Source organism: Klebsiella sp. JB_Kp042 (assembly GCF_040065275.1).
Taxonomy (GTDB): Bacteria; Pseudomonadota; Gammaproteobacteria; order Enterobacterales; family Enterobacteriaceae; genus Klebsiella; species Klebsiella quasipneumoniae.
The window spans coordinates 57,546-71,700 of record NZ_JBEAJL010000016.1 but is presented as its reverse complement, the minus strand read 5'-3'; the positions used below and the strand labels follow the sequence as shown (position 1 = coordinate 71,700).

12 protein-coding genes are annotated in these 14,155 nt (G+C 57.0%); 9 read left to right on the top strand and 3 right to left on the bottom strand.

What is annotated here, in order from left to right; genetic code table 11:
• Positions 1-217: 217 nt before the first annotated feature.
• Positions 218-1,228, top strand: coding sequence for a quinone-dependent dihydroorotate dehydrogenase (gene pyrD, locus ABLV54_RS05625; RefSeq protein WP_004201417.1), 1,011 nt, complete (start codon positions 218-220; stop codon positions 1,226-1,228).
• 169 nt (positions 1,229-1,397) lie between these two features.
• Positions 1,398-1,940, top strand: a complete 543-nt coding sequence (zapC, locus tag ABLV54_RS05620; RefSeq protein WP_050532905.1) for a cell division protein ZapC — start codon at positions 1,398-1,400, stop codon at positions 1,938-1,940.
• On the opposite strand, the gene ABLV54_RS05615 is transcribed toward zapC, so the two are convergent.
• The gene (locus tag ABLV54_RS05615) at positions 1,937-3,046 is read right to left on the bottom strand and encodes a YcbX family protein (protein ID WP_017899457.1); all 1,110 of its coding nucleotides are present in this window, start codon (positions 3,044-3,046) and stop codon (positions 1,937-1,939) included. The genes zapC and ABLV54_RS05615 overlap by 4 nt on opposite strands.
• Positions 3,047-3,145: 99 nt before the next feature.
• Here ABLV54_RS05615 and rlmKL point away from each other — a divergent pair, with 99 nt between their 5' ends.
• From rlmKL to rmf, 6 genes are all read left to right on the top strand, one after another.
• Positions 3,146-5,251, top strand: a complete 2,106-nt coding sequence (rlmKL, locus tag ABLV54_RS05610; protein WP_023289045.1) for a bifunctional 23S rRNA (guanine(2069)-N(7))-methyltransferase RlmK/23S rRNA (guanine(2445)-N(2))-methyltransferase RlmL — start codon at positions 3,146-3,148, stop codon at positions 5,249-5,251.
• A 12-nt stretch (positions 5,252-5,263) separates the two neighbouring features.
• A complete protein-coding gene (locus tag ABLV54_RS05605; protein ID WP_023289046.1) occupies positions 5,264-7,171 on the top strand; it encodes an ABC transporter ATP-binding protein in 1,908 nt (635 codons plus the stop codon).
• A 14-nt stretch (positions 7,172-7,185) separates the two neighbouring features.
• Positions 7,186-8,454, top strand: coding sequence for a membrane integrity-associated transporter subunit PqiA (gene pqiA / locus ABLV54_RS05600; protein WP_023289047.1), 1,269 nt, complete (start codon positions 7,186-7,188; stop codon positions 8,452-8,454).
• Positions 8,444-10,081 (top strand): intermembrane transport protein PqiB, encoded by a 1,638-nt coding sequence (gene pqiB / locus ABLV54_RS05595; protein ID WP_032455284.1) that lies wholly within the window; start codon positions 8,444-8,446, stop codon positions 10,079-10,081. Before pqiA ends, pqiB begins: the two co-directional genes overlap by 11 nt.
• A complete protein-coding gene (pqiC, locus tag ABLV54_RS05590) occupies positions 10,081-10,644 on the top strand; it encodes a membrane integrity-associated transporter subunit PqiC (RefSeq protein ID WP_048334617.1) in 564 nt (187 codons plus the stop codon). The genes pqiB and pqiC overlap by 1 nt, the downstream gene beginning before the upstream one ends.
• Before the next feature lie 252 nt (positions 10,645-10,896).
• Entirely contained in the window at positions 10,897-11,064 is a 168-nt protein-coding gene (gene rmf, locus ABLV54_RS05585) for a ribosome modulation factor (protein WP_002898396.1), read from the top strand.
• Positions 11,065-11,132: 68 nt separating this feature from the next.
• Here rmf and fabA read toward each other — a convergent pair whose 3' ends face one another.
• Both fabA and ABLV54_RS05575 read right to left on the bottom strand, forming a co-directional pair.
• On the bottom strand, positions 11,133-11,651 hold the full coding sequence (gene fabA / locus ABLV54_RS05580) for a bifunctional 3-hydroxydecanoyl-ACP dehydratase/trans-2-decenoyl-ACP isomerase (protein ID WP_004201428.1): 519 nt from the start codon (positions 11,649-11,651) through the stop codon (positions 11,133-11,135).
• 69 nt (positions 11,652-11,720) lie between these two features.
• Entirely contained in the window at positions 11,721-13,478 is a 1,758-nt protein-coding gene (locus ABLV54_RS05575; protein WP_050532904.1) for a Lon protease family protein, read from the bottom strand.
• 185 nt (positions 13,479-13,663) lie between these two features.
• Between ABLV54_RS05575 and matP the strand changes: the two genes are divergently transcribed.
• On the top strand, positions 13,664-14,116 hold the full coding sequence (matP, locus tag ABLV54_RS05570; protein ID WP_002898404.1) for a macrodomain Ter protein MatP: 453 nt from the start codon (positions 13,664-13,666) through the stop codon (positions 14,114-14,116).
• Positions 14,117-14,155: the final 39 nt, after the last annotated feature.

Sequence of the window (14,155 nt, the reverse complement as noted above, 5' to 3'; positions counted from 1 at the left end):
TATCTATAATTGATAACATTTGTAGTGAGTGTGACAGAGGGCCATTCTTTCCCTAAATGATTTATCCACCGTTAGATAGCCGAAAAGCGCATAACGGCGCGCGGGGAGGTAATCGTTTGCGCTGATGGGGGATTTTTTGTCGCAGGTCAATTCCCTTTCCGCAACAGATCGCACATAATACGCCCCCGGTTTGCACACCGGGAATCCAGGAGAGTTCATGTACTACCCCTTCGTTCGTAAAGCCCTTTTTCAGCTCGATCCTGAGCGCGCTCATGAAGTTACCTTTCAACAATTACGCCGTGTCACCGGGACGCCGCTGGAAATACTGGTTCGCCAGAAGGTGCCGGCCAGGCCTGTCACCTGCATGGGGCTGACCTTTAAAAACCCGCTGGGTCTGGCGGCCGGGCTGGATAAAAACGGGGAATGCATTGACGCGCTGGGCGCGATGGGTTTTGGATCCATTGAGATTGGCACCGTGACGCCGCGTCCGCAGCCGGGCAACGATAAGCCAAGGATCTTCCGTCTGGTGGATGCCGAGGGGTTGATCAACCGCATGGGCTTTAATAACCATGGCGTCGATAACCTGGTTGAGAACGTGAAGAAGGCGCATTTTGACGGCGTGCTGGGCATCAATATCGGCAAAAATAAAGACACGCCGGTTGAGCACGGGAAAGATGATTACCTGATTTGTATGGAAAAAGTCTATCCCTACGCCGGCTATATCGCCATTAATATCTCCTCGCCGAATACCCCGGGGCTGCGCACGCTGCAATACGGCGAAGCGCTCGATGATTTACTCTCCGGTATTAAAAATAAGCAGCTTGAGCTGCAGCAGAAGCATCAAAAATATGTTCCGGTCGCCGTGAAGATCGCGCCGGATCTTTTGCCTGAGGAATTGATCCAGGTTGCCGATAGCCTCGTGCGTCATAATATTGATGGCGTGATTGCCACCAATACCACCCTCGATCGTTCTCTGGTTCAGGGAATGAAACATTGCGATGAGACCGGCGGACTTAGCGGTCGTCCATTACAATTAAAAAGTACCGAAATTATCCGTATGCTTTCCGCTGAGCTCAATGGCCGCTTGCCTATCATTGGCGTGGGCGGTATTGATTCCGTGATTGCCGCGCGGGAAAAAATGGCCGCCGGAGCATCGCTGGTGCAGATCTATTCCGGATTTATTTTTAAAGGTCCGCCGCTGATTAAAGAAATTGTTACCCACATCTAATCTTTTCCTCCTCTGAATCCCACCCAGGGCTTTATTTCCGGCCCTGGTTGTTTTATATTCCCTCACTGTTGCTTATTTAAACATTTTAGACTTTTCTTAATTTTAGAAAATATTCTGCGGCAAGTCGCAACAACTTTGCAGAGGCGTATGAAAGGGGACAGGGGGAAAAATGCGGATTAAACCTGACGATAACTGGCGTTGGTATTACGATGAAGAGCACGACCGCATGATGCTCGATCTGGCCAATGGCATGTTATTTCGCTCGCGCTTCGCCCGGCGCATGCTGACCCCGGACGCTTTTGCCCCATCGGGATTCTGCGTCGATGACGCCGCGCTCTATTTCTCCTTTGAAGAAAAATGCCGCGATTTCGAGTTGTCGAAAGAGCAGCGGGCGGAATTAGTCCTCAACGCATTAACCGCGATCCGTTTTCTCAAACCGCAGATGCCGAAAAGCTGGCACTTCGTCGCCCATCCCCATCACTGGCAGCCGAGCGGCGGCGACGCGGCCTGCATCTGGCTGAGCGATACCGGCGAGCAGGTCAATTTGCTGGTGGTGGAGCCGGGCGATAACGCCGCGCTTTGTCTGCTGGCCCAGCCGGGTCTCACGCTTGCCGGCCGCGTTATGCAGCTGGGCGATGTGATTAAAATCATGAACGACAGGCTGCAGCCGGCGCAAAGCGCGGTCAGCTACAGCCTCGGGCAGGCGGTTTAAGGCGCCAGGCGCAGGGCCGTTTTCGGTACGCAGCTGCAGGCGAGAATGGTGCCATCTCCGGCGACCGCATTTTTCTTTAACGGACTCACTTCCCCCTCTTCAAGACGGATGCGGCAGCTGCCGCAGATCCCCGCCCGACACGAGTAGGGTACGCGAATGCCCTGTTGCTCCAGTTGTTCCAGCAGCACCTGCTGGTTATTGCCGGTAAATTGTTGACCCTGCCATTCAATGGCAACCGTGGCCTGCTGCTGCGCCTCGGGAGCCGGGGTATCGTCGCTTTCGCCGGCGCCGTAGGCTTTCGCCGGGCCGCGGGCGAGGATTTCCACTTCATCCCCCACCCGGATCACGCCGCTGTTACGGGCAATCAGGTTCTGACCAAAGTCGACATCGCCATTATCCTGCGCGGTGCGGAAGCGCTTTAAGGTTTCCAGCGGCTCTCCGCTGGGATGCTTCTGCCCGCGCTCCGGACTGACGGTGGTAAAAATGCAGCGGCTGCACGGCTTGGCGACGTCAAATACCACCTCGCCGACGCGGATCACTTTCCAGCTGTCTTCATCCCAGGCCGCCGCGCCGGTGACCACGAGATTAGGGCGAAACTGTTCTATGCTTACGCTTGCCGGGCAGCGCTGCTGCAGGTCGCGCAGCGAGGCCTCGTTAGCCAGCAGGTAAGGGTAGCCGTCGGCGAAGGAGAGCGGTACCGCATCGTGGCGCTTCACCCGGCGGGTTAACTGTGGCCCCAGCCAGCGCAGCTGGACATCGCGATTGAAAAAGCCGCTGAGCCACTGATTAACGGCGGCGGGCGCGATAAGGGCGGTAAAATGGTTGCCCCAGACTTCTGTCGGCTCGGCCTGAGGGGCGAAATCGTTAAAACGCACCACGGCGCTGCTGCCGTCCGGTGCGGTCAGGTGAAGGCCATCATGCAGCGGCGCCGGAATAAATTTCACCATTTGCGGAAACTGACGGGCGGTAATAAAGGTGCCGTCGGTTTCGGTGACCATAAACAGGCGATCGAAGGCCAGGCCGCTGATATCGGCAAAGGCGTGGGTCAGGCCCATGCCGCGCATGGATTTAACGGGATGAATAAAAAGACGCGAGAGCGTTACCATACGCTGCCTCCGGGTTCCAAAAATAAGCCTATAACTTTATGACATAGGGCACATATTGGCTATAATGCGCACCAATTTTCTTTAAGTAAAAGTGACGATATGAATTCTCTGTTTGCCAGTACGGCTCGTGGGCTGGAAGAGCTGTTAAAAACTGAACTGGAAGGGCTTGGCGCGACGGACTGCCAGGTAGTCCAGGGCGGGGTCCATTTTCAGGGGGATACGCGCCTGCTGTATCAAAGCCTGATGTGGAGCCGGCTGGCTTCGCGCATCATGCTGCCGCTGGGCGAGTGTCGCGTATACAGCGATCTGGATCTGTACCTCGGCGTACAGGCCATTCCGTGGACGGAGATGTTCAACCCTGGCGCCACCTTCGCCGTGCATTTTAGCGGTCTCAATGAGGAGATCCGCAACAGCCAGTACGGTGCGCTGAAGGTCAAAGACGCCATTGTCGACAGCTTCACCCGTAAGAACCTGCCGCGCCCGAACGTCGATCGTGAGTCGCCCGATCTGCGGATCAACGTCTGGCTGAACAAAGAGACGGCGCACATCTCGCTGGATCTGAGCGGCGAAGGCCTGCACCTGCGCGGCTACCGCGATGGCACCGGTATGGCGCCGATCAAAGAAAACCTCGCGGCGGCGATCGTGATGCGTTCCGGCTGGGTGCCGGGCACCCCGCTGCTCGATCCGATGTGCGGCTCCGGTACCCTGCTGATTGAGGCGGCGATGCTGGCGACCGACCGTGCGCCGGGCCTGCACCGCGGCCACTGGGGCTTTGGCGGCTGGGCGCAGCACGACGACGCCATCTGGAAAGAAGTGAAAGCGGAAGCGCAAACGCGCGCCCGTCAGGGGCTGGCGGCATATGGGTCACGCTTCTATGGCTCTGATGTCGACGAACGCGTCATTGACCGCGCCCGTCGCAACGCCCGTCGGGCCGGCATCGGCGAGCTGATCGATTTTGAAGTCAAAGACGTCGCCCAGCTGAATAATCCGCTACCGAAAGGCCCGTACGGCACCGTGATCAGCAACCCGCCGTACGGCGAGCGTCTGGAAAGCGAGCCGGCGCTGATCGCCCTGCACAGCCTGCTGGGCCGGATCATGAAAAGTCAGTTTGGCGGCTGGAACCTGTCGGTGTTCAGCGCCTCGCCGGAGCTGTTAAGCTGCCTGCAGCTGCGCGCCGACAAACAGTTTAAAGCCAAGAACGGCCCGCTGGACTGCGTACAGAAGAATTATCACCTGGCGGAGAGCGAAGGCGGCAAGCCGGCGATGCTGGCGGAAGATTTTGCTAACCGTCTGCGTAAGAACCTGAAGAAGTTTGAAAAGTGGGCCCGTCAGGAAGGCATTGAATGCTATCGCCTGTACGATGCTGACCTGCCGGAATACAACGTGGCCATCGACCGCTACGCCGACTGGGTGGTGGTCCAGGAATATGCCCCGCCGAAAACCGTCGATGCGCACAAAGCGCGCCAGCGCCTGTTCGATATTATCGCCGCGACCATCGCCGTACTGGACATGGCGCCTAACAAGCTGGTGCTGAAGACCCGCGAGCGGCAGAAGGGGAAAAACCAGTACCAGAAGATGGCGGAGAAGGGCGACTTTATCGAGGTGCAGGAGTACAACGCGCGCCTGTGGGTCAACCTCACCGACTACCTGGATACCGGTCTGTTCCTCGACCACCGTATCGCCCGTCGCATGCTCGGCCAGATGAGCAAAGGCAAGGACTTCCTGAATCTGTTCTCCTATACCGGCAGCGCCAGCGTCCACGCCGGCCTCGGCGGCGCGCGCTCCACCACCACGGTGGATATGTCGCGCACCTACCTGGAGTGGGCGGAACGCAACCTGCGTCTCAATGGCCTGACCGGCCGCGCGCATCGCCTGATGCAGGCGGACGTGCTGGGCTGGCTGCGGGAGAGCACCGAGCAGTTCGATCTGATCTTTATCGATCCGCCGACCTTCTCCAACTCCAAACGAATGGAAGATGCTTTCGACGTCCAGCGCGATCACATTCGCCTGATGACCGATCTGAAACGTCTGCTGCGTAAAGGCGGCACCATTATGTTCTCGAATAACAAACGCGGTTTCCGTATGGATCATGACGGGCTGGCGGCGCTTGGCCTGAAGGCGCAAGAAATTTCGCAAAAAACGCTGTCGCAGGATTTTGCCCGCAACCGTCAGATCCACAACTGCTGGCTGATTACCGCAGCCTGAAAGGAATAAAGAATGTCACTGATTAGTATGCACGGCGCCTGGCTTTCCTTCAGCGATGCGCCGCTGCTGGATAATGCCGAGCTGCATATCGAAGATAACGAGCGCGTCTGCCTCGTCGGACGCAACGGCGCCGGTAAATCGACCCTGATGAAGATCCTCAACCGCGAGCAGGGGCTGGATGACGGGCGCATTATTTATGAACAGGATCTGATTGTGGCGCGTCTGCAGCAGGATCCGCCGCGCAATGTCGCCGGTACGGTGTACGATTTTGTCGCGGAAGGCATCGCCGAGCAGGCGGCCTACCTGAAGGCCTATCATGACGTGTCGCATCAGGTCATGACCGATCCGAGTGACAAAAATTTAAATGAACTGGCGCGCCTGCAGGAGCAGCTCGATAACCTGGGGCTGTGGCAGCTGGACAGCCGCATTAACGAAGTGATTGAGCAGCTTGGTCTCGACGCCAACGCGCAGCTGGCATCCCTGTCCGGCGGCTGGCTGCGTAAAGCGGCGCTGGGCCGCGCGCTGGTCAGCGGGCCGCGCGTGCTGCTGCTCGATGAACCCACCAACCACCTGGATATCGAAACCATCGACTGGCTGGAAGGGTTCCTCAAAACCTTTAAAGGCACCATTATCTTTATTTCGCACGACCGCTCCTTTATCCGCAATATGGCGACGCGCATCGTCGACCTCGATCGCGGCAAGCTGGTGACCTACCCGGGCGATTACGATCAGTATCTGCTGGATAAAGAGGAAGCCCTGCGGGTTGAAGAGCTGCAGAATGCGGAATTCGACCGCAAGCTGGCCCAGGAAGAGGTATGGATCCGCCAGGGGATCAAAGCGCGCCGCACGCGTAACGAAGGCCGCGTTCGCGCCCTGAAGGCGATGCGTCGCGAGCGCGGGGAGCGCCGGGAAGTGATGGGCAGCGCCAGAATGCAGGTTGAAGAGGCTTCGCGCTCCGGCAAAATCGTGTTCGAAATGGAGAACGTCAACTACCAGGTTGATGGCAAAGTGCTGGTGAAAGATTTCTCCGCGCAGATCCAGCGCGGCGACAAGATTGCCCTGATTGGCCCCAACGGCTGCGGGAAAACCACGCTGCTGAAGCTGATGCTTGGCCAGCTGCAGGCCGACAGCGGGCGGATCCACGTCGGCACTAAACTGGAAGTCGCCTACTTCGACCAGCACCGCGCAGAGCTGGATCCGGATCGGACGGTGATGGATAACCTCGCGGAAGGTAAGCAAGAGGTGATGGTTAACGGTAAGCCGCGCCATGTGCTGGGCTACCTGCAGGACTTCCTGTTCCATCCAAAACGGGCGATGACCCCGGTGCGTGCGCTCTCCGGCGGGGAACGTAACCGCCTGCTGCTGGCGCGTCTGTTCCTGAAACCCAGCAACTTATTGATTCTCGATGAACCGACAAACGACCTGGATGTCGAAACGCTGGAGCTGCTGGAAGAGCTGATCGATGGCTATCAGGGCACCGTGATGCTGGTAAGCCACGATCGTCAGTTCGTGGATAACACCGTAACCGAATGCTGGATCTTCGAAGGCGGCGGTCGCATCGGCCAGTACATCGGCGGCTATCACGATGCCCGCGGCCAGCAGGCCCAGTCGTTGGCGCAGAAGCAGCCGGCAGCGAAAAAAACGATGGAAGTCGCTCAGCCAAAAGCAGAAACTGTCAAACGCGGTGGGAACAAACTAAGCTATAACCTGCAGCGCGAGCTGGAACAGCTGCCGCAGAAGCTGGAAGCTCTCGAGGCCGAACTGCAGACGCTGCAGGAACAGGTTGCCGATCCCGACTTCTTTGGACAACCGCACGATCGCACGCAGCAGGTGCTGGCAAAGCTGGCCGAAGCGGAACAGGCGCTGGAAGCAGCCTTTGAACGCTGGGAATATCTCGAAGGATTAAAGAACGGCGCCTGAGCCGAGGAGTTGTCATGTGCGATCATCATCATGCTGCGCGACATATTTTATGTCCCCAATGTGATTTGCTGGTGGCTTTGCCGCAGCTGGAGCATCGCCAGAAAGCCGCTTGTCCGCGCTGCGGTACAACGTTAACTACCACGTGGGACGCGCCTCGCCAGCGTCCCACGGCTTACGCGTTGGTCGCGCTGTTTATGCTGCTGTTGGCCAACCTGTTTCCATTTATCTACATGAAAGTGGGCGGGATCAGCAGCGAAATAGAGCTGTTGGAAATTCCCAATGTGTTATTTACCGAGGATTACGCCAGCCTCGGCACCTTCTTTTTACTCTTTGTGCAACTGGTACCGGCCTTTTGCCTGGTCACCATTCTGCTGTTGGTCAATCGGGTCAGGATGCCCGCTGGCCTGAAAGCGTTTCTGGCGCGAATTCTGTTTCACCTGAAGACGTGGGGAATGGCGGAGATCTTTCTTGCCGGCGTGCTGGTGAGCTTCGTTAAGCTGATGGCCTATGGCGATATCGGTATCGGTCTGAGCTTTGTTCCGTGGTGCATGTTTTGTCTGCTGCAGTTACGCACTTTCCAGTGCGTCGACCGCCGCTGGCTGTGGGATGATATTGCCCCCATGCCAGCCATTAGCCAACCGCTGAAGGTCGGAGTGGCCGGCATCCGCCAGGGGCTGCGCTCCTGCGCCTGCTGCACGGCGGTGTTACCGGTCGACCAGACGGTCTGCCCGCGCTGTCATAGTAAAGGAACGGCGCGGCGTAAAAACAGCCTGCAGTGGACGCTGGCCCTGCTGGTGACCTCATTTATCCTCTATCTCCCCGCCAATATTATGCCGATCATGATCACCGATCTGCTGGGCGATAAAATGCCGTCAACCATCATGGCCGGGGTAATTTTACTGTGGAGCGAGGGGTCTTATCCGGTGGCGCTGGTGATTTTTATTGCCAGTATTATGGTGCCGACGCTAAAGATGATCGCTATCGCCTGGCTGTGCTGGAATGCCAATGGCAACGGTGCGCGCGATTCGGAACGCATGCATCTGATCTATGAAGTGGTGGAATTTGTTGGCCGCTGGTCAATGATTGATGTTTTTGTCATCGCCGTACTCTCTGCGCTGGTGCGCATGGGAGGGTTGATGAATATCTATCCCGCCATCGGCGCGGTTATGTTTGCGCTGGTGGTGGTGATGACCATGTTTTCAGCCATGACGTTTGATCCCCGTTTACTGTGGGATCGTGAGCCAGATTCAAGCCATGAGGAAAGACAACAACATGGAAAATAAGAGCGGAGAAGCGAAAGTGCAGAAGGTGAAGAACTGGTCACCGGTGTGGATCTTCCCTATCGTCACTGCGCTGATCGGGGCGTGGATCCTGTTTTATCATTACAGCCATCAGGGACCTGAGGTAACGCTGATCACCACGAATGCGGAGGGGATTGAAGGGGGAAAAACCCGTATCAAGAGCCGTAGCGTGGACGTTGGGGTGGTGGAGAGCGCCACGCTGACCGACGATTTAACCCACGTGGAAATCAAAGCCCGCCTCAATTCCGGGATGCAGAAATTACTGCACAACGATTCCGTCTTCTGGGTGGTGAAACCGCAGGTAGGGCGCGAGGGGATCAGTGGCCTGGGAACATTATTGTCCGGGGCCTATATTGAACTGCAGCCGGGGTCGAAAGGTACGGTGCCGGAGCAGTATCCGCTGCTTGATTCTCCGCCGCTGGCCTCGCCGGACGCCAAGGGGATCCGTATTCTGCTGGAGAGCAGCAAGGCGGGCCAGCTGTCGCCAGGCGATCCGGTGCTGTTCCGCGGCTATCGCGTGGGGTCGGTGGAAACCAGCACCTTCGACACCCAGAAACGTCGTATCACTTATCAGTTGTTCATCAATGCGCCCAATGACCGCCTGGTGACCACCAATGTCCGCTTCTGGAAGGACAGTGGGATCGCTGTCGATTTGACCTCGGCGGGGATGCGCGTCGAGATGGGCTCGCTGTCGACGCTGTTTGGCGGCGGCGTGAGCTTCGATATTCCGGAAGGACTGGATCTCGGCGAGCCGGTGGCGAATAAAACGGAATACCATCTGTTTGACGATCAGAAGAGCATCCAGGATTCGGTCTTTACCGAACATATTGACTATGTGATGTTCTTCAAAGACTCAGTTCGCGGCCTGCAGCCCGGCGCGCCGGTGGAGTTCCGCGGCATCCGTCTGGGAACCGTCGGCAAAGTGCCATTCTTCATCCCCGGTCTGAAGCAGCGTTTGAACGACGACTATCGCATTCCGGTGGAAGTGCGGGTTGAACCGCAACGTCTGATTAACCAGCTGGGCGGCGATCCGAATATTCGCGCCCACATTGACGATCTGATCAACCGCGGACTGCGCGGCTCGCTGAAAACCGGCAATCTGGTGACCGGCGCGCTGTATATCGATCTCGACTTCTATCCGAAGGCGCCGCCGCGCGGGAAAATGCAGGAGTTTAACGGCTATCCGATTATCCCGACCATCAGCGGTGGTCTGGCGCAGATCCAGCAGCGTCTGATGGATGCGCTGGATAAGATTAATAACCTGCCGCTTAATCCGTTGCTGGAGCAGGCGACGAGCACCCTGGCGCAGAGCGAGAAGACCATGCAGCACGTGCAGACCACGCTGGATAGTCTGAATAAGATCACCTCCAGCCAGTCGATGCAGCAGTTGCCTGCCGATATGCAGACGACGCTGCGCGAGCTGAACCGCAGCATGCAGGGCTTCCAGCCGGGCTCCGCGGCCTACAATAAGATGGTGGCCGATATGCAGCGTCTGGATCAGGTGCTGCGCGAGCTGCAGCCGGTTCTGAAAACGCTCAATGATAAGAGCAATGCGCTGGTATTTGAGGCGAAGGATAAAAAAGACCCACAGCCGAAGGGAGCGAAATAATGAAAAAATGGTTACTCGCGGCAGCCGTATGCGTGCTGACGGCATGCAGTAGCGGCGGCGAAAGCAAAACGTATTACCAACTGCCGGTGGCGCAGAGCGGCGCACAGCGCGCCGCCAGCCAGGGGGCACGTCTGCTGTGGGTTGAGCAGGTCAGCATCCCGGATTATCTGGCGGGTAACGGGGTGGTCTACCAGACCACCGACGTACAGTATGTGATCGCCAATAATAATCTGTGGGCCAGCCCGCTGGACCAGCAGCTGCGCACCACGCTGGTGGCGAACCTGAGCCAACAGCTACCGGGCTGGGTAGTGTCATCCCAGCCGCTGGGTAGCGAACAGGATACGCTCAACGTCGCGGTCAACGGCTTTCACGGACGCTACGACGGGCGGGTTATCGTCAGCGGTGAGTGGCTGCTGAAGCATCAAGGGCAGCTGATCAAGCGCCCGTTTAACATCGTGCTTAAGCAGGATCAGGATGGATATGATGCGATGGTCAAGACCCTGGCGCAGGCGTGGAGCCAGGAGGCGGCAGCCATTGCCAGCGAGCTTAACCGTCTGCCATAAGTAAAATTCATCACGCTGATCTGCCGCGCGGTTCATCTGAGCCGCGCGGCTTTTTTTTGTCAGGTCAGTTCGTTACCGGCCGGTGTGCCAGGTGAACAAAAAATGAACTCTTATATAGGTCACAAATATGACAATGGCGTGAATTTTGCGCATTGACGTCGCCTTCATTTCGCGGTATTCGTTACCCGTGGCTGCACAATTTGCGACCACTGTTTTCTTTTCCACCAGATCAAAGAATGAGGGAAACGAGGCATGAAGAGACAAAAACGAGATCGCCTGGAACGGGCACATCAACGCGGATATCAGGCGGGTATCGCAGGAAGATCGAAAGAAATGTGTCCATACCAGAGCTTGAATCAACGCTCATGGTGGCTGGGAGGCTGGCGAGAAGCCATGGAGGACAGGGTACTAACGGCCTGACACTGTCTCTTTAAAAAAGAAGCCTCCGCATAGCGGGGGCTTCGCCTTTTAATCGCTGCTGAACGTTATCAGAAAGCGGAAGTATCCTGGAACAGACCCACTTTCAGATCGCTTGCGGTGTAGATCAGACGATCGTCAACCAGCACTTCTCCATCCGCAAGGCCCATAATCAGACGACGGTTAACGATGCGTTTGAAGTGGATGCGGTAGGTCACTTTTTTCGCGGTCGGCAGAACCTGCCCCGTGAATTTCACTTCGCCAACGCCCAACGCACGGCCTTTGCCTTCGCCGCCGAGCCAGCCGAGATAGAAACCTACCAGCTGCCACATGGCATCCAGGCCCAGGCAGCCCGGCATCACCGGATCGCCGATAAAGTGGCAACCGAAGAACCACAGGTCCGGGTTGATGTCGAGTTCGGCCTCAACATAACCTTTGTCGTAGTTACCACCGGTTTCGGTCATTTTGATGACGCGGTCCATCATCAGCATGTTTGGCGCCGGCAACTGCGGGCCTTTCGCGCCGAACAGTTCACCACGACCAGAGGCAAGAAGATCTTCTTTTGTATAGGATTCGCGTTTATCTACCATGTTTTCAGTAAGCCTTATTTTAAGTTCGGGACGCAGGATAGCTAACACGTGTAAGCTGAACAAGTCCGATCAGTTAGAACTTGTCCCACCTAACCAGCGTAGCGGCCACGGAAAACGATGGCGAGTCTCCTGCTGGGTCGCCTGCGCTATCCGCTCCTGAATGGTTTGTCGCAGCGTCTGTCCTTCACCGTCCCACATCAGCTGGGTCAACATTGGCAGCGCTTCGGTAATATCGTCTATTGCCCAGATAGCAAACTGATTGTCGGCAACGGCCTGACGCAGCTCGTGGGTCAGACTAAGATGGCGAACGTTGGCGGCAGGGATAATCACGCCCTGTTTTCCGGTGAGACCGCGCTGCTGACAGATTGTGAAGAAACCTTCAATTTTTTCATTCAGTCCGCCTACCGGCTGCACACGACCAAACTGGTCGACGGAGCCGGTGATCGCGATGCTCTGATTAATCGGCACGTTGGCCAGCGCGCTGATTAAGGCGCAGAGTTCCGCCATGGAGGCGCTGTCGCCATCCACTTCACTGTAGGACTGTTCAAAGGTCAGCGAAGCGGAGAAGGGGAGTTGTTGCTCCAGCTCCAGCTCGGACATCAGAAAAGCCTGCATGATCATCATGCCTTTCGCATGGATGTTGCCGCCCAGCTCGGCTTTGCGTTCGACGTCGATAAACTCGCCGTCGCCAATGTGCACGACGCAGCTGATGCGCGAAGGTTCGCCGAAGGCGCGTGGATGACCGGGGAATTCAATGACTGAGAGGGCGTTGATCTGCCCGACGCATTCGCCTTCGGTTTCAATCAGGATCTGTTCCTGCAGGATTTCATCCTGCATACGCTCCGCCAGGTAGCCTTCACGCCACTCCCGGCGCGCCAGCATCGTCTGCATCGCTTCGCCGGTAATCTCTTCGCCTTCGCAGAAGGCGGCAGACTCACGCAGCTGGCGGGCTATCCATAGCGGGCTGAGCGGCAGGGTCTCCTGGTCGCCGGTGTAGCGCGTCCCTTCATCGATCAGCAGTGGCCAGGCATCGCTCGCCGGGCCCGGTAGCTCCAGCTGCTGCGCATTCTGCCATACCCACTGGCACCAGGCCTTCAGCGTATCGGCGTCCGCAAACTGCAGGGTGTCTTCATACTCGCTATAGATAGCCTGGGCAGAGAGCTCTGGCTCCATTTCCTGGAAATCGGCCAGCGATTCGCGTTCGCCCACCAGCATGACTTTCAGGCTCAGCGGCATGGAAGGAATGCTGACCGGCAGCGGCCGTGATTCATCAATGGAGAGCCAGTCAAAGCGCTGACGGGTCACCATATTTTTCAGGCGCATCCACAGCAGCGGTTGCGCCAGTAATGCGCGTAGTGAGAGCACCAGCACGCCGCCGTTGGCCTGATGGACCAGGCCAGGCTGGAGTGTGATTTCACCATTAAACTGGCGTACGCAGCCAAACAGCTGTTCCGCCTCCAGCCAATCGGCCGCCACGACCGGAGCGGTACTGGCAAAATTATCTTCAACGCGTTGCGCCGGCGCGAGCGTCACATGAGCGCCGTTAACCTCATAGCGAACTCCGTGAAGCGGTGCGGCAGGTTCGTGCAGTGTGCGAGTTTCAGCTGCCAGCCATTGCAGATATTCCGGCTCCTCAGGGGCTTTCACCAGCATGAAGGAGGAGACTGCCGGGGTGTACAGCAGCTGCTCAAGCGCATAGAACAACCGCGGCTGCAGATCGCCCGAGAGGGAGGGGGCCGGATGAGAGAGTTCAGCTTGAGCAAACAGCGCCTGGTAAGGTTCCAGATCAGGCGCAAGGTCGGTTCGGGTCAGTTTCGTAATGGTCAAAGTCGCTGTTTTTTAGTTAGATGTAAAGCGCGCAATTATACCTGATGCCGCGTCTGAGCACACGGAGGATTATGGCTACCCCGATGATTACCCGGCCATCCATATCACGAATAATGATTTATATTCAGCACATCAGGAAAAAACTGATATCCTGAAATGAGTTACACGGTCACATTGAGATCGCAATGAAATATCAACAACTGGAAAATCTTGAAAGCGGCTGGAAATGGAAATATCTGGTAAAGAAGCACCGGGAAGGTGAGCTGATTACCCGCTACATTGAGGCCAGCGCTGCGCAAGCTGCGGTAGATGACTTGCTGACGCTCGAGAATGAACCTGTGCTGGTGCATGCCTGGATTGAGCAGCATATGAATCCGGCGCTGATGAACCGCATGAAACAGACCATCCGTGCGCGACGGAAACGCCATTTTAACGCCGAGCATCAGCATACGCGTAAGAAGTCGATCGACCTTGAGTTTGTCGTCTGGCAGCGCCTTGCCGGTCTGGCGCAGAGGCGAGGGAAAACCTTGTCCGAAACCATCGTCCAGCTGATTGAGGATGCTGAGCATAAAGAGAAGTATGCCAGCAAAATGTCGAGCCTGAAGCACGATCTGCAGGTTCTGTTAGGTAAGGAGTAGCGGGCTGCCCGTTCAGTGGTGACTAAGGCGCAGGTCGCG